This window comes from Pandoraea pnomenusa (assembly GCF_040391475.1).
Taxonomy (GTDB): domain Bacteria; phylum Pseudomonadota; class Gammaproteobacteria; order Burkholderiales; family Burkholderiaceae; genus Pandoraea; species Pandoraea pnomenusa_C.
This window is the reverse complement of the sequence record NZ_JBEBXS010000014.1, coordinates 56882-73705: the sequence shown is the minus strand read 5'-3', so window position 1 is coordinate 73705 and position 16824 is coordinate 56882. Positions and strand designations below refer to the sequence as shown.

Annotated in this window: 11 protein-coding genes; 9 read left to right on the top strand and 2 right to left on the bottom strand. The window is 65.7% G+C overall.

Annotation, left to right across the window (positions count from 1 at the left end):
* The first annotated feature begins 151 nt into the window (after window positions 1–151).
* The 4 genes from ABWO90_RS16125 to aroG all read left to right on the top strand — a co-directional run bounded on the left by ABWO90_RS16125 (window position 152) and on the right by aroG (window position 8610).
* A complete protein-coding gene (locus ABWO90_RS16125) occupies window positions 152–4624 on the top strand; it encodes a YhdP family protein (RefSeq protein ID WP_353192234.1) in 4473 nt (1490 codons plus the stop codon).
* Window positions 4625–4678: 54 nt separating this feature from the next.
* Window positions 4679–5539, top strand: coding sequence for a carbon-nitrogen hydrolase family protein (locus ABWO90_RS16120; protein ID WP_353192233.1), 861 nt, complete (start codon window positions 4679–4681; stop codon window positions 5537–5539).
* Window positions 5540–5592: 53 nt separating this feature from the next.
* Window positions 5593–7053, top strand: coding sequence for a metalloprotease TldD (gene tldD / locus ABWO90_RS16115; RefSeq protein ID WP_353192232.1), 1461 nt, complete (start codon window positions 5593–5595; stop codon window positions 7051–7053).
* A 483-nt stretch (window positions 7054–7536) separates the two neighbouring features.
* Window positions 7537–8610, top strand: a complete 1074-nt coding sequence (aroG, locus tag ABWO90_RS16110; protein ID WP_353192231.1) for a 3-deoxy-7-phosphoheptulonate synthase AroG — start codon at window positions 7537–7539, stop codon at window positions 8608–8610.
* 91 nt (window positions 8611–8701) lie between these two features.
* On the opposite strand, the gene ABWO90_RS16105 is transcribed toward aroG, so the two are convergent.
* Window positions 8702–9265, bottom strand: a complete 564-nt coding sequence (locus ABWO90_RS16105; RefSeq protein WP_353192230.1) for a cob(I)yrinic acid a,c-diamide adenosyltransferase — start codon at window positions 9263–9265, stop codon at window positions 8702–8704.
* Window positions 9266–9595: 330 nt separating this feature from the next.
* On the opposite strand from ABWO90_RS16105, the gene ABWO90_RS16100 reads away from it, so the two are divergent.
* From ABWO90_RS16100 to glcE, 4 genes are read left to right on the top strand one after another with little or no spacing between them, the layout of a single operon-like run.
* Entirely contained in the window at window positions 9596–11017 is a 1422-nt protein-coding gene (locus tag ABWO90_RS16100) for an FAD-binding oxidoreductase (protein ID WP_353192229.1), read from the top strand.
* A gap of 7 nt (window positions 11018–11024) precedes the next feature.
* Complete coding sequence (locus tag ABWO90_RS16095) at window positions 11025–12575, top strand: FAD-linked oxidase C-terminal domain-containing protein (protein WP_502922632.1); 1551 nt, start codon at window positions 11025–11027, stop codon at window positions 12573–12575.
* Window position 12576: 1 nt separating this feature from the next.
* Window positions 12577–13446, top strand: coding sequence for an ion transporter (locus ABWO90_RS16090; protein ID WP_353192228.1), 870 nt, complete (start codon window positions 12577–12579; stop codon window positions 13444–13446).
* A complete protein-coding gene (gene glcE, locus ABWO90_RS16085) occupies window positions 13446–14528 on the top strand; it encodes a glycolate oxidase subunit GlcE (protein ID WP_353192227.1) in 1083 nt (360 codons plus the stop codon). The genes ABWO90_RS16090 and glcE overlap by 1 nt, the downstream gene beginning before the upstream one ends.
* 35 nt (window positions 14529–14563) lie before the next feature.
* On the opposite strand, the gene ABWO90_RS16080 is transcribed toward glcE, so the two are convergent.
* Window positions 14564–16051 carry an aminotransferase-like domain-containing protein gene (locus ABWO90_RS16080; protein ID WP_353192308.1) on the bottom strand — a complete coding sequence of 496 codons (1488 nt, stop codon included), beginning with the start codon at window positions 16049–16051 and terminating at the stop codon, window positions 14564–14566.
* 248 nt (window positions 16052–16299) lie between these two features.
* Between ABWO90_RS16080 and ABWO90_RS16075 the strand changes: the two genes are divergently transcribed.
* A complete protein-coding gene (locus ABWO90_RS16075; RefSeq protein ID WP_353192226.1) occupies window positions 16300–16824 on the top strand; it encodes a hypothetical protein in 525 nt (174 codons plus the stop codon).

The window sequence follows — 16824 nt, the reverse complement described above, 5'->3', positions numbered from 1 at the left end:
GAGAATGAAGAGACTTTCGCATGCTTACCTGTGCGCGATGAAACGCCGGATCACACGTCTGTTTCTCCTACGGCCGGGCCATCGATGGGCCTTGGGCTTGTGTTACAGTCTTTGCCACAGAAACTACCACATTCCCTCGTAGACGCGCAGCATGACCGACCGTAAGCAGCCCGCCTCGCCCATTGCGACCCGGTCCTGGTTCTCGTCACTGCCGCGTGGCCTGCGCCTGGGCCTGGAATGGTTGTTGGCGCTCGTCGTCATCGTCTATTTCGGACTCGGTGCCGTTGTCCTCGCGACCCGGTACGTCATCCTTCCCCGAGTGTCGGACTACCGCCCCCAGATCGAGGCGGCGGCCACGCGCGCCATTGGCCTGCCCGTCACCATCGGCAAAATCGACGCCGTCTGGCAAGGCTGGCACCCCTATCTGACGCTCGAAGACGTGCGCATCACGCCCGTAGTCCCCGGCACGCCGCCCAGGGCCTCGGTCATCGCACGCGTGGTCAGACCGCTGCACCCGGGCGCCGCGTCCCATGCTTCCAACGCAGCCCCGAGGGCCGCCAGCGCCCCAACAGGCGCATCGAAGGCGGCGTCCGACAACCCGCCGGTCACCTACGCGCCGCCCGGTTCGCCCCCGCCCGCCGAAGCGAGCCTCACGCTCCACCGGCTCGACGCCACGCTCTCGTGGACCAGCCTGCTCCATTTCGACCTGCGGCTCTCGAACCTCACGCTCCATGAGCCGGATCTGACCATCGAGCGTCTCGCCGACGGCTCGATCCTCGTGGCCGGCCTGCCAGTCACGGGAGGCGGCGCCAGTGCCGACACGCAGGCCGGCGACTGGCTGATGCGTCAGGCGCGCATCATCGTTCGAAACGGCACGGTCCGGTGGCGCGACGCCACGCGCGATGTGCCGGAAGTCGTCGTCACCCACGTCAACGCCATGCTGCGTAACCGAGGCTTCGAGCACCGCTTCGGCATGCAGGCAAACCCGCCGCAAGGCATGGTCGCGCCGCTCGACGTGCGTGCGCGCTTCACCAACCCGCTGTTCGCACGCCCCGGGGAAATCAAGCGCTGGCGCGGACAGGTCTATAGCGAAGTCGGCACGCTCGATCTGGCCGAACTCGCCCGCTACGTCGATCTGCCGGGCAAAGACTCGCGTGGCCGTGTGGCCGCGCGCGCCTGGGTGGACTTCGATAGCGGCACGATCACCGGCGCGACGCTGCGCGCTGCGGGCGAGAAGACGTCGGTACAACTGGCCGACGATCTGCCGCCGCTGACCTTCGACGCGACGCAAGGGCGGATCGACGTGACGCGCGCCGGTCCGAAACCCGACGCGGGCTGGAACCTCCGTGCGCGTGATCTGACGTTGCAAGCCGCCGGCCGACCGACGCTGGACGTGCCCGATCTACGCGCCACTTACGCGCCCGGCTCCGACGAACAGGGGCTGCATGTGGCCGTCTCGGGGCAGCGCTTCGACATCGGTGCGGTCATGGCGCTGGTGCCCTCGCTGCCCATCGACGCGCAGACGCGCGACACGCTCGCGAGCTTCCGCCCGCGCGGGCGCCTCGGCAAGTTCGACGTCAACTATCAGGCGCCCAAGCCGCACGGCCCCGGCAATTGGCGAGACTTGCCCGGCATCAAGCAACTGCCGCCGGAGCGGGACCGTTATCACGTCGTCGCCGATTTCGAGGAGGTCGGGATCGACAGCCAGCCGAGCCAGGCCGCGCCGCGCCCGGGCTCGCCGAACGCCGGGCGCCCCGGTTTCGCCAATTTGAGCGGGCACATCGACGCCGACCAGTCGCGCGGCAGCCTCACCCTCGATGCCAAACGGGCCACCCTCGATTTCCCGGGGCGCTTCGATCAACCCCGCATCGACCTCGACACGCTCACCGCCCACACCTCGTGGCACATCACGCACTCGAAGACGAAGCGCGACGCCCCGGCCGACGTGCAGGTACACGTCGATGCCGCACACCTGCAGAACACCGATCTGACAGGCGACGTGAGCGGCACCTGGCGCAACGGCGGCAAGGGCAACGGCATCGTCGACCTGAAGGGCACCATCGTGCGCGTCAACGCCAACGCGGTGCCGCGTTATCTGCCGACGGACATCGGCGCCGGCGTGCGCGACTATCTGCAACGCGCGCTGCTCGCAGGTACGGTGCAGAACGCACCGTTTGCGGTGCAGGGCGATCTCGACGACTTCCCCTACGGCAAGGGCGGCGGCAAGTTCCGCATCGACATTCCGCTCGTGGACGTGACGTTCAATCCGTCGCCGCTGCGCCCGGGGCACACCGAAGTCTGGCCCGCCTTCGAAAAGGTCCGCGGCAACCTGCGCTTCGACGCCGACAAGCTGCATATCGCGATCGACAGCGGTACGGTCTACGGCGTGACGCTCACGCAAGTGCTCGGCGACATCAACAACATCGGTCAGGACGACTCCACGCTCACACTCAAGGGCGACGCGCGCGGCCCGGCGGCGGACTTCGTGAAATACCTGAACAGCAGCCCCGTCGGACAATGGATCGGCGACTTCACCGACGAGACGCGTGCGAATGGCAACGCGCAGCTCGCGCTGCAACTCTCGATGCCCCTCGAACATACCGACCGCGCGAAGGTCACGGGACGCGCACGCTTCCTGCGCAATGACATCACCCTGTTGAGCGGCTTGCCGACCTTCGGAGCCGTGGACGGCGAACTCGCGTTCACCGAGCGCGGCATTTCGCTCGACAACCTGCGCGGCACCTTCCTCGGCGGCGACGTGCGCGCCTCCGGCGGCAGCCGCGACGACGGCAGCATTGCGCTGAACATCGCCGGCACGATGAGTGCGCAGGGTCTGCGCGATAACCGCGAGAACGCGTCGCTGGCGCAACTGGCCAAGCGCATGACGGGCAGCACGCCGTACACGGCAACGGTCAATGTGCGTCAGGGCATGACGGATCTGGCGGTGCAATCGACGCTCGCGGGGCTGGCCGTCAATCTGCCCGCGCCCTTGGGCAAGAGTGCGGACACGTCGCTGCCCGCGCGCTTCACCATGCGGCCGCAGGCGAACCCGGGCGGCCGACGCATCGACACGCTCGACTTCGCCATCGGCAGCGTGCAGGGGAACTACGTGCAGCAGCGCAACGGCGCCCGTGTCGAGGTGCTGCGCGGCGGTATCGGCATCAACCAGCCGGTGCCGTCGCCACGCGAAGGCGTGCAGGCCGCCGCGCAGTTCGACATGCTCGACGTGGACGCCTGGCGCGCCGTGATCGCGTCGCTCGGCAGCGACGCCGTCACACCGGGCACGCAAGGCACGCCGCCGGCACCTGCCGCGACCGCCGCCGCCGCGCGCGACGAGTTCGGCGCGCTCACACCGTACGTGCCCACCCGCATCGCGCTGCACGCCCGGCAGGTGCGTCTGATGTCGCGGCTGTGGCCGGAACTGGTCGTCGGCGCGCAGCGAAACGACCAGAACTGGCAGGTCAGCCTGGCCTCGGATCTGGTCTCGGGCTTCGCCGAGTGGAAAGCTCCTGACGCCAAGAATCCGAAGGGGGAAGTTCGTGCGCGCCTGGCCAAGCTGGTGATTCCGCGCGAGGAGCACGGCAGCGATGTGCTCACGCAAGTGCTCGACGAGCCGAGCGACGAATTCCCCGCCATCGACGTGATCGCCAACGACTTCGTGTTGCGCGACAAGCCGCTCGGGCGCTTGCAGCTCAACGCGCACAACGACATCGAGGACGGCGTGCCGGTGTGGCAACTGACGAAACTTCAGTTGAGCAACAGCGCCGCCACGCTCGACGTCAAGGGCAACTGGCGGACTTCGCGCCGCCGTGCAGCCGTGGCCGGCAGCGACGAAGACGTGCCGCGCCGCACCGTGCTCGACTTCAATCTCGACGTGAAGAACGCGGGCGACCTGCTCGACCGCCTCGGCCTGGCCAAGACGCTCAAGGACGGCTCCGGCACCATTTCCGGTCGCTTCGGCTGGCGCGGCGGGCCCGATGCCATCGACTATCCGACGCTTGGCGGTCGCGTGAAGGTCGATCTGCGGCGAGGACAAATCCTGAAGGCCGATCCGGGACTTGCGCGCCTGCTGGGCATTCTGTCGATGCAAACACTCACCCGCATTCTGACGTTCGACTTCAACAGTGTGCTGGGCAGCGGGTTGCCGTTCGACAGCATCGAAGGGAGCGCCACGATTCAGAACGGGGTGGCCAACACGAACGACCTGACCGTCAATGCGAGCGTGGCGACGATCAAGATCGACGGGCACACCGACCTCGCCCGCCAGACGCAGGACCTGAACATGCTGGTGCTGCCGAAGATCAATGCCGCGTCGGCGTCGCTCGCGTGGGCCATCGTCAACCCGGCGTTGGGCATCGGCTCCTTCTTCGCGCAACTGGCGCTGGGCGATCAGTTGTCGCGCACGCTCTCGACGACGTATCACGTGACCGGCTCCTGGGACAATCCGGTCATCGGACGGGGCGAAGGCAATAAGAGTAAGATCGACCTGTCGCCGGAAGCTGCGCCCTCCCCGGTGCCAGCGTCAGCGCCGGCAGCGGTGTCAGCCCCGGAAGCGCGACCGGCAACGCGCGAGAACCGCCGGAACGTACAGCGCACCCTGCCGGACATCTTTCGCGGCAATTGAACGCACACCGGGCCGCAGGCCAGACATTTCCAGCGCACCGACCACCGCAACGACATGACCAGTCCCGATCCGAAGGTATCCAAGCCGACCGAAAGTTCAGCCGCCGCCCCGGTACGTGTCGCGGCCGCCCAGATGGTCAGCGCGCCCGACGTCGAGCGAAACCTGCGCGAAGCCGGTCGTCTGGTCGCGCAGGCCGCCGAGGCCGGGGCGCAACTCGTGCTGCTGCCCGAGTACTTCTGCTACATGGGCCAGCGCGACACGGACAAGCTCGCGCTGCGCGAAACCCCGGGTCAGGGTCCGATTCAGGATTTCCTGACCGAGACGGCCCGCCGACATGGCGTCTGGCTCATCGGCGGGACATTGCCGCTGGCCGCCCCCGAAGCCGAGCGCGTGCTCAACACGACGCTGGTCTTCGCCCCGGACGGCGCACCGGCCGCACGCTACGACAAGATTCACCTGTTCAACTTCGTCAAAGGCGAAGAGGCCTATGACGAAGCCCGGACGATCCGCCCCGGCGATGCCGTACGCACGTTTGAAGCGCCCTTCGGCCGCGTGGGGCTGTCGGTCTGCTACGACCTGCGTTTTCCCGAGTTGTACCGGGCGATGGGCGACTGTACGCTCATGGTCGTACCCGCCGCCTTCACCTACACGACAGGCCGCGCGCACTGGGAACTGCTGCTGCGCGCCCGGGCCATCGAGAACCAGTGTTACGTGCTGGCGTCCGCGCAGGGCGGCCATCATGAGAACGGGCGGCGCACCTGGGGGCATTCCATGCTGATCGACCCGTGGGGCGACATCGTCGCCCAGCGTGAAGCGGAAGGCGCTGGCGTGATCGTCGGCGATATCGACCCGGCCCGGCTGGCCGGCGTGCGCCAAAGCCTGCCCGCGTGGCGGCACCGCGTGCTGTCCGGTTGAATTTTCCGCACTCGCCCCAATCTACCGATTACATTTCCTTGGCCTGACACCGCATGAAAATCATCGACACCGGCATCCAGAACCTGGCCACGGCCCGCGAGCTGCTGCTCACGCCGTACGGCCTCGACGAAAGCCATCTCCAACGCGCACTCGGCGACATCTTCACGCACCGCGTGGACTACGCCGATCTGTACTTCCAGTACACGCGCAGCGAAGCGTGGAGCCTTGAAGAAGGCATCGTCAAATCGGGATCGTTCTCGATCGACCAGGGCGTCGGCGTGCGGGCCATCGTGGGCGACCGCACCGCGTTCGCGTACTCCGACGACATCTCCGAGATCGCCCTCAAGGACGCGGCGGCGGCCACGCGCAGCATCGCCTCGGCCGGTCGCGGCCGCGTGAAGGTTGGCCACAAACTGTCGAACACCTCCGGCCACGGCCTGTATCTGCCGTCCGATCCCCTCGCCTCGCTCGACGCCAACGGCAAGGTGGCGCTGCTCGAACGTATCGAGAAGCTCGCCCGCGCCCGCGATCCGCGCGTCTCGCAGGTCATGGCCGGTCTGGCCGGTGAGTACGACGTGGTGCTCGTGGCCCGCAGCGACGGCGTGATCGCCGCCGACGTGCGTCCGCTCGTGCGTGTGTCGGTCACCGTCATCGTCGAGTCCAACGGACGCCGGGAGATCGGCAACAGCGGCGGCGGTGCACGTCTGGACTACGGCTACTTCACGGACGAACTGCTCGAGAAGTATGTCAAGGAAGCGGTCGACGGCGCCATCGTCAAGCTCGACGCCCGCCCGGCACCGGCCGGTGCCATGACGGTCGTGCTCGGCCCGGGCTGGCCCGGCGTACTGCTGCACGAAGCCATCGGCCACGGCCTCGAAGGCGACTTCAACCGCAAGGGCTCGTCGGCATTCTCCGGACGCCTGGGCGAGCGCGTGGCGGCCAAGGGCGTCACCGTGGTCGACGACGGCACGCTGGCGAACCGCCGCGGCTCGCTGAACATCGACGACGAAGGCAACCCGACGCAGTGCACCACGCTCATCGAAGACGGGATTCTGCGCGGCTACATGCAGGACAGCCTGAACGCACGCCTGATGAAGATGCCGGTGACCGGTAACGCTCGCCGCGAGTCGTACGCCGCGCTGCCGATGCCGCGCATGACCAACACGTACATGCTCGGTGGCGACAAGGACCCGGAAGAGATCATCAAGTCAGTCAAGCACGGCCTGTACGCGGTGAACTTCGGCGGCGGCCAGGTGGATATCACCAACGGCAAGTTCGTGTTCTCGATGTCCGAGGCCTACATGATCGAAGACGGCAAGATCACGTACCCGGTCAAGGGCGCCACGCTGATCGGCAACGGGCCGGAATCGCTCAAGGACGTGACCATGATCGGTAACGACATGGCGCTGGACTCGGGCGTGGGCGTGTGCGGCAAGGAAGGCCAGAGCGTGCCGGTCGGCGTGGGCCAGCCGACGCTGCGCATCGAAAACATGACGGTCGGCGGCACGGCGTAATCACTGCAGATCGCCGCGGATTGCCGCGAATCGCCGTGCGGCCGCGCCGCGTGCAGTGCGATGGCGCACTGCAAAAAATGCGCAAAGCTTAGCAAGACGCCCGGGTCAAACCGGGCGTTTTCGTATGTTTTTCGAAAAACATGATTTTTCACCGCATTTTGAATTTTAAAAATGCGTGATTTCCGCGCGTTTTTCGGGCGTTTAGCGGCCTTACGCGGTTGCGGCGTCATTCGATTAGGCGTATAAAGTTGGTTCTGTGCACGGCAAACCGCCTGCAAAGCAATGTCCAAGACATCCGCCATGACCGCCAACAAGTTTTACTTTTACTTTTTTGCGTATCTCACACCGCTGGCGGATGGAGAGGGACAGTTGCAGCAGTAAGCACCGAACGAATCCTAAGAAACCGCCAGCGAGTCTGGCGGTTTTTTTTTGACCCGCATCCCGAGAAACGAACCGCAGTCAGAACTGCCCAGGAGAAAAACCATGCCTCCCCACAACACCGATGATGTCCGTATTCGCGAACTGAAGGAACTGACGCCCCCGGCGCACCTGATCCGCGAATACCCCTGCTCGGAACAGAGCGCGGACCTCATCCATCGCTCGCGCGGCGCCATTCACCGCGTGCTGCACGGCATGGAAGACCGCCTGGTCGTCATCATCGGGCCGTGCTCGATCCACGATCCGAAGGCCGCGCTGGAATACGCAGCCCGTCTGGTCGAGCAACGCGAGCGCCTGAAGGGCGAGCTGGAAATCGTGATGCGCGTGTACTTCGAGAAGCCGCGTACCACGGTGGGCTGGAAGGGTCTGATCAACGACCCGCATATGGACAACAGCTTCAAGATCAACGACGGCCTGCGTCTCGCGCGCGAGTTGCTCGCCCAGATCAACGAACTGGGCCTGCCCGCCGGCACGGAATACCTCGACATGATCAGCCCGCAGTACATCGCCGATCTCGTGTCGTGGGGTGCCATCGGCGCGCGTACCACCGAATCACAGGTGCACCGCGAGCTGGCCTCCGGCCTGTCGTGCCCGGTCGGCTTCAAGAATGGCACGGACGGTAATGTGAAGATCGCCGTCGACGCGATCAAGGCCGCCTCGCAGCCACACCATTTCCTGTCGGTGACCAAGGGCGGTCACTCGGCCATCGTGTCGACTTCGGGCAACGAGGACTGCCACCTGATCCTGCGCGGCGGCAAGGCGCCGAACTACGACGCCGCCAGCGTGCAGGCCGCCTGCGAGGACATCGCGAAGTCGGGTCTGGCCGCACGTGTGATGATCGATGCGTCGCATGCGAACAGCCAGAAGAAGCACGAGAACCAGATCCCGGTGTGCGAAGACATCGCGCGCCAGATCGCCGGCGGTGACGATCGCATCATCGGCGTGATGGTCGAATCGCACCTCGTCGCGGGACGTCAGGACCATGTGCCGGGCAAGCCGCTGACCTACGGTCAGAGCATTACCGACGCCTGCATCGACTGGGAAGACAGCCTCGGCGTGCTCGACACGCTGGCCGAAGCCGTGCGCGCACGCCGCCTGAAGCGCGGCGCAGGTAACTGAAATTGCTGACGGCCGGGCGGCGTGCTGCCGCACCGGTCGTTGGCGTGGGCGGCGGCGCCGCCTCGCAAGTTCGTTACAAGGGTTCCGGGCGTTATTGCGCCCCGCCTTCGGCCCGGTCGCGTTGCCACAACACGTCGGTGCCGCCACCCGCGCGATTCAGCACGCGGGCCAGCACGAACATCAGATCCGAGAGCCGGTTGACGTACTGACGCGGCGCCGGATTCACCGTCTCCTCCGCCCCCAACGCCACCATGGCCCGCTCGGCCCGACGTGACACGGTACGCACCACATGCGCCAACGCCGCCGCACGGGTGCCGCCCGGCAGAATGAACTCCTTGAGCGGCGGGACATCGGCGTTGTAATGCGCCAGCCAATCATCGAGTTTCGCCACGTGCGCGTCGCCGAGCAGCGTATGACGCGGCATGCTCAACTCGCCGCCCAGGTCGAACAGATCGTGCTGAATGTCGAGCAGCAGCGAGCGGATATCCGACGGCAGGGCTTCGCACAGCAGCACGCCGATATGCGTGTTGGTTTCGTCGATCTCGCCAATGGCGACGATCCGCAGGCTGGACTTGTCGACACGCGCCCCGTCGCCCAGACCGGTCTTGCCACCGTCGCCCGTGCGCGTGACGATCTTGCTCAAACGATTCCCCATCTTCTGACACCTACCCCTTGCGGCAGCTTCGTCCGCGCACACCCGGTCGGGCGCGGCGCGAATGGCCTTCCATGATTGAAATTGACCGCGCCTGCCACCCGTTGCCTGTTTTTCAGGCAATTCCGATGGCGCGTCGTTGCGGCAAGTCCGTATGATATGACGCAAAGGGTGGGGAAAAACGCCGCCTCAGCGTAAAATCCCCGCTCATGAGGTGTCAGGGAGGCGTCGCCCGCCATGCAATGGCGCGCGGCCCTACCCGAGACCCCGCCCGATATGGCGCTGACCATCGCCCCACGGCGTTGACAGCCCGGAGACCCGAAGGAGAATGCCGTGAATCACCCCCATCTGCCGTTCGCCGCCAAGCGTCCGTTTCCCGACGCCTTGCTTACCGAGTTGCAAGCCCTGCTGGGCGAGCGCGTGAGCACCAAGGAGGCGCTTCGCGAACATCACGGCCGTGACGAATCTCCGTTCGATCCGATGCTGCCCGACGCGGTCGCCTTCGCGCACAGCACCGAAGAGGTCTCGCAGATCGTCAAGCTCTGCGCCAAGTACGACACCCCCATCATTCCCTACGGCGCGGGTTCGTCGCTCGAAGGTCACCTGCTTGCCGTCGAGGGCGGCCTGTCGCTCGATCTGTCCGAGATGAACCAGGTCGTCTCGATCAACGCCGAAGACCTGACCGTCACCACGCAACCGGGCATCTCCCGCAAGGCGCTCAACGAAGCGCTGCGCGATACCGGCCTGTTCTTCCCGATCGACCCGGGCGCCGACGCCAGCATCGGGGGCATGTGCGCCACCCGTGCCTCCGGCACGAACGCGGTGCGCTACGGCACCATGCGAGAGAACGTGCTCGCGCTGACCGTGGTGCTCGCCGACGGACGCGTGATCCACACGGGCACGCGCGCCCGCAAGTCCTCGGCAGGCTATGACCTCACGCGCCTGTTCGTCGGCAGCGAAGGCACGCTGGGTATCATTACCGAAACCACCGTGCGCCTGTACCCGCAGCCCGAAGCCGTCTCCGCTGCGATCTGCTCGTTCCCGAGCATGACGGACGCGGTGAACTGCACGATTCAGACGATCCAGCTGGGTGTGCCGGTGGCACGCGTCGAGTTCGTGGATTCGCTGGCCGTGCGTGCCATCAACAAGCACTCCAAGATGACGTTGCCGGAAACCCAGACGCTGTTCTTCGAATTCCACGGCAGCGAAGCCGGCGTGAAGGAGCAGGCGGAAACGGTGCAGGAACTGGCCAAGGAAAACGGCGGCACCGGCTTCGAATGGGCCACCCGCACCGAGGACCGCAACCGGTTGTGGAGCGCACGACACAGCGCGTACTTCGCGATGCTGCAACTCAAGCCGGGCAGCCGCGCGGTCACGACCGATGTCTGTGTGCCGATTTCGCGTCTGGCCGAGTGCGTGGGCGAGACGGAAGAAGACTTGAAGGCATCGAGCCTGCCCTGCCCGATCGTGGGTCACGTCGGCGACGGCAATTTCCACGTCGCGATCCTCATCGATCCGGACAAGCCCGAAGAGATCGAAGAAGCCGAGCGCCTCAACCAGCGCATCGTCGAACGGGCGATCCGCATGGGTGGCACCTGCACCGGTGAGCACGGCGTCGGCCTGCACAAGATGGGCTTTCTCGTGACGGAGCATGGCGAAGACGCCATCGACGTCATGCGTGCGATCAAGACGTCGCTCGATCCGCACAATCTGCTCAATCCGGGCAAGATCTTCCGGTTGCGCTCGGCGGGCTGAGCGCCGCATGAACGCACCGAACCCACCCAATATGCCGGGGGCCGCGAATTCGTCCGGCCCGTTGCCGGCGGGCGCGGCGAGCGCCGACACCGAGTCGCTGGCCACGCGTCAGCGCCAGTTGCTCGACGCGCTCGCGCAAATCCTGCCGGCGCACTGCATTCTGCATCGCCGCGAAGACACCACGCCTTACGAGTGCGATGGCCTCGCCGCGTATCGCCGCGTGCCGCTTGCCGTTGTGCTGCCCGAGTCCGAATCGCAGGTCCAGCGCATTTTGCAGGCATGCCACCAACTCGGTATTCCCGTGGTGCCGCGCGGGGCCGGCACGAGCCTGTCGGGCGGTGCAATGCCCATCGCCGAAGGGCTGGTGCTCTCGCTGGCGAAGTTCAAGAAGATCGTCGAGGTCGACCCCTATGCCCGTACCGCAACGGTGCAGCCCGGGGTGCGGAACCTGGCGATCTCCGAGGCCGCCGCGCCCTACGGGCTTTACTACGCGCCGGATCCGTCATCGCAGATTGCCTGCACGATCGGTGGCAATGTCGCGGAGAATTCCGGTGGCGTGCACTGCCTCAAGTACGGGTTGACCGTGCACAACGTGCTGCGCGTGCGCGCCATCACCATGTCAGGCGAAGCCATTGAATTCGGCTCGCTCGGCCCCGACGCGCCCGGACTCGACCTGCTTTCCGTTTTCATCGGCAGCGAGGGCATGTTTGGCGTCGTGACCGAAATCACCGTCAAGCTGGTGCCCAAGGCGCAAACGGCGCAGGTCATCATGGCAAGCTTCGACGACGTGGAGACCGGCGGCAACGCGGTCGCCGCGATCATCGCGGCCGGCATCATCCCGGCCGGACTCGAGATGATGGACAAGCCTGCGACGCAAGCCGTCGAGGAGTTCGTGCACGCCGGTTACGACCTCGATGCTGCCGCCATCCTGCTGTGTGAATCGGACGGCACCCCCGAGGAAGTCGCCGAGGAAATCATGCGCATCTCGCACGTGCTGCGCACGTCGGGCGCGACGCGTTTGCAGATCTCGCGCAGTGAGGAAGAGCGGCTGCGCTTCTGGTCCGGCCGCAAGAACGCCTTCCCTGCCGCCGGGCGCATTTCGCCCGACTACTACTGCATGGATGGGACGATTCCACGCCGCGCGATTGGGACATTACTCAAACGCATCGAAGGCCTGGAACAACAATACGGATTGCGCTGTATTAACGTCTTTCACGCGGGAGACGGCAACATGCATCCGCTCATTCTTTTCAACGGCAACGACCTCGACGAATGGCATCGCGCCGAAGCGTTCGGTTGCGACATTCTCGAAGCCTGCGTCGAGCTTGGCGGCACGATCACCGGTGAGCACGGCGTGGGCATCGAGAAGATCAACTCGATGTGCGTGCAGTTCTCAGCGCAGGAACGCGACGCGTTCTTCGGCGTGAAGCGCGCCTTCGACCCGGTCGGGCTGCTCAATCCGGACAAGGGCATTCCCACGCGTGCGCGCTGCGCCGAATACGGCAAGCAACACGTGCGTGGGGGCTTGCTGCCGCACCCCGATCTGCCGAGGTTCTGACATGCGCGGGCTGTCGGAATGGCTGCCGCACGATTGGCGGCAGCGTCTTTACATCATCATCTTCGAGGCCGACACGCGCGAAGGGCGGCTGTTCGACATCGCGCTGCTCATCGCGATCATCCTGTCGGTGCTCACGGTCATCGTCTCGAGCGTGCCGGCCGTGCAGGCCACGGCGCCGCTGCCGATGGCCATTCTCGAGTGGTTCTTCACGCTGCTCTTCACGGCCGAATACATTGCACGTCTGCTCAGTGCCCACCGGCCGATGCGTTACGCGCTGTCGTTCTACGGCGTCATCGATCTGCTCGCCATCCTGCCGACGTATCTGGCAATTCTCGTACCGGAGCTGCACGGCCTGATCGACGTGCGCCTGTTGCGACTCATGCGCGCCTTCCGGATTCTGAAACTCACCGCGTACGTGAACGAGGCGGGCGTACTGAGCATTGCGCTCTACAATGCGCGCCGCAAGATCCTGGTGTTTCTCGGATTCATCTCGATCATCGTGGTGATATTCGGCACGCTCATGCACATCATCGAAGGCCCGGAGCATGGCTTCACGAGCATTCCCGTGGGTATCTACTGGGCCATCGTGACCGTGACCACGACCGGCTACGGCGACGTGGTGCCCGTGACCGGACTGGGCAAGGCGATCACTGGCTTCGTGATGCTGCTCGGCTACAGCGTGATCGCCATCCCGACCGGCATCATGGGCGCGGAAATTCATTCGGCCATGCGTCAGCGCCTGATCACCACGCGCACGTGCGCGCAATGCCATACCGAAGGTCACGACCCCGACGCGCGCTACTGCAAGCATTGCGGCAGCGAACTCGGGGCTTATCAAACCGACACGCCAACGCCGCCAGAACCGAGCTGATGACCGATACGAACGACACTCTCGAGCAATTCCGCGCTGTCATCGAAAACGCCACGGCGCGACGCGCGCCGATTCAGATTCGTGGCGGCGGCACCAAAGCCTGGTACGGCCAGCAGCGTGTCGGTGACGTGCTCGACACGCGCACGTACAGCGGCATCGTTGCCTACGATCCGGCCGAACTCGTGATTACCGCGCGGTGCGGCACGCCGCTGGCGGACGTCGAAGCCGCGCTCGCCGAGCACAATCAGTTGCTGCCCTTCGAGCCGCCCTACTTCGGCCCCGGCGCCACCATTGGCGGTGCGGTCGCTGCCGGACTCGCCGGCCCGCGCCGCAGCGCGGTCGGTTCGGTGCGCGATTTCGTGCTCGGCGCCAAGGTGATGGACGGCCGCGGCCATGTGCTGAACTTCGGTGGCCAGGTGATGAAGAACGTCGCAGGTTACGACGTCTCACGCATGCTTGCAGGCTCGCTCGGCACCTTGGGGCTGATTCTCGAGGTCTCGCTCAAGGTACTGCCGCAGCCGTTCGCCGAACTGACACTGCAATTCGAGATGAATGCCGTCGATGCCGTGCGCAAGCTCAATGAATGGGGCGGGCAACCGCTGCCGATTACGGGCAGTGCGTGGCGTAGCGATCTGCTGGTGATCCGTCTGGCAGGCGCATCGGCGGCAATCAAGGCCGCGCGCGTGAAGATGGGCGGCGAACTGGTCGATGCGATTCACGCCGCCAAGTTCTGGCACGCGATTCGCGAACAGACAGACAACTTCTTCGCGGATGCCGGACCGGGGCAGGCGCTATGGCGTCTGGCCGTACCGTCGACGGCCGAACCGCATCGTCTGCCGGGCAAGCAATTGATCGAATGGGGTGGTGCGCAGCGCTGGTGGATTACCGACGCCGATGCCCAGATCGTGCGCTCGGCGGCACGGCAAGACGGCGGACACGCCACGCTCTTCCGCTATGGCGAGCCGGGTGTGAGCGTTTTCACGCCGCTCCCCGCACCGGTCATGCGCATCCATCGCAACCTGAAGTCGGTGTTCGATCCCGCCGGTATCTTCAACCCGGGACGGATGTATCCGGAGTTCTGAAAAACGTCCCGAGTCGGGCCGCAGCCCTTCGGCGTTCAGCCCTTCGCGTCCAGCAGGCGCGACACTTCCGTCGCGAGGGTTCGCACCGCTTTGTCGACCTCCCGCGTGAACGGCTGTCCGCCGTTGATACGCAGGAAGTGGTCGTAACGCGCCGAGTTCGAGAAGAGGCTGCCCGGCGCCACACGAATGCCCTTCGCGAGCGCGGCGTCGAACAATCGCTCGGAACTCACACCGCCAGGCATTTCCACCCACAGGCTCAGGCCGCCCGCGGGCAACGTCAGGCGCGTGCCCGCCGGGAAGTATGTTGCGATCGCCTCCGCCATCGCCGCACGATGCTCTCTCAATTGCACGCGGAGATGCCGCAAGTGGCGGTCGTAGCGCGGCGAGTCGATGAACTCGCCCATGGCGATCTGCGCCAGCGCCTCGTTCGGACGCGTCTGCGCATACTTGAGCATCTCCACCCGCCACTGCCACTTGCCGCCGGCGATCCAGCCGAGGCGCATGCCCGGTGCGAGCGTCTTGTGCAGCGACGCGCAGTGAATCACATTGCCCATCGTATCCCATGACCGAATGGCCGCAGGAATATTGCCGTCATCGCCCAGCGCCGCGTAGGTGTCGTCCTCGATGATGGCGATCCCGCGCGACTCCGCCCACTTCACGAGCCGCGCCTTGTGCGAATCGGGCATCACGGAACCGAGCGGATTCTGGAAATGCGGCACGACGATCACGGCCTTGATGTTGTCGTAGGTCTCGCTGGCCAATTCGAGCGCTTCCAGCGAAATGCCGGTTTGCGGGCTCGTCGGGATCTCGAGCGCGCGCATGCCCATGCTTTCCAGCGTTTGCAGCAGCGCGTAGTAAGTCGGCGACTCGACAGCGACCACGTCACCCGCTCCCGCCACAGCCCGCAAGGCGAGATTGATCGCCTCGATGCAGCCGTGTGTGACAACGATCTCTTCCGGATTGATGTTCATGCGGGCTTCGAGTGCGCGCCGGGCAAGCGCCGAACGAAAACGCGCTTCGCCCCCGCCGGGTGGCGGCGTGCCGAACAGCATCGGGTTGTCGCGCATCGCGCGAATCGTCGCCTGACGCAATTCGTTGACCGGATACAGCGATGGCGACCCGTGCGCGACAGCGAGATTGACCTTGATGTCGGCCTGCAACCCGCGCGCGAGGATCGACGACACGCGCTGGTTGATACCGACGTACTGCGACAGATCCGGTACCCACGGGCGCGGCTCGGGCACCGGTACGAGGCTCGCCCGGGCCGGAGTCCTCACGAAATAGCCCGAACGCGGGCGGGCTTCCAGAACGCCCTGCGCCTCGAGATGGCGGCACGTTTGCAGCGCTGTGGACAGACTGACCTGGTGACGCTCCATGAGCGTTCGCACGCTGGGCATGCGGTCGCCCGGCGCGAGCGTGCCGGCTTCGATGGCGAGACGGTAGTGGTCGGCGAGCTGACGATACAGCGGCGTGCGCTCCTCGGGCAACGCGGCGGCGGCCGGCGCCGGAGCGGTAGCGCGCATCGGCGCGGACGGGCTCAGCGAGGCATCGTCAGGGGTGGCGAGTTCGGGGGTGGCGGCATCCATGCGCAGATGATCGGGCATTGCACGGGACCATAACAGATACAGATTCGTGGAATCGGCATCGTAACAGATTGCCGGACGCCCTTCTGTTATGGGCGAAACGGACGTGGTGTGTGCCTACCGGGGCCCGCGGCTGGTCGATACGCTGTCTGTACCTGTCCTGCCTGTTCAACACCCCGGAGTCCATCATGGTCAAGCCCGCCGCTGCCTCGTCTTCATCGCCCTCGCTGGCATCGCCATCCTCGCTCAAGGCAATGTCGTTGCTGGCCCCGCTGTCGTCCATGTCTCCGCTGGCGTCCGCAGGTTCGATGCCCTCTGCGAGCCTGGGGCGCGCTGTCAGCGCCGACATGGCACCGACCCGCGAACTCGTCGAGGGTATCGACCAAACGTCGCTGCCTGCCCGCACTGACGACGCGGCCATCACCCGCCCTTCGCTCGTCATACTCGCGCCGGGTCAATCGTTCCACGGGTATGTGTGTCGAGGTACGGTGCTCCACGTTCAGCAGGGACACGTCGTGCTGAACGCGGCGCCACGCCGGCTGGCGGCGCACGTCTGGCGCACAACAGCATCGTTGCAGGCCGGCGAGGTCTACGTGATCGACTGCGCCGGCTGGCTGACGCTCGGCAGCGACGCCGGTGCGCGAGTCATCCTGCGCGACAACACCGTCCCCTCGGGATTCTGGCAACGCCTGATGGAACGTCTGGGCGCTTGA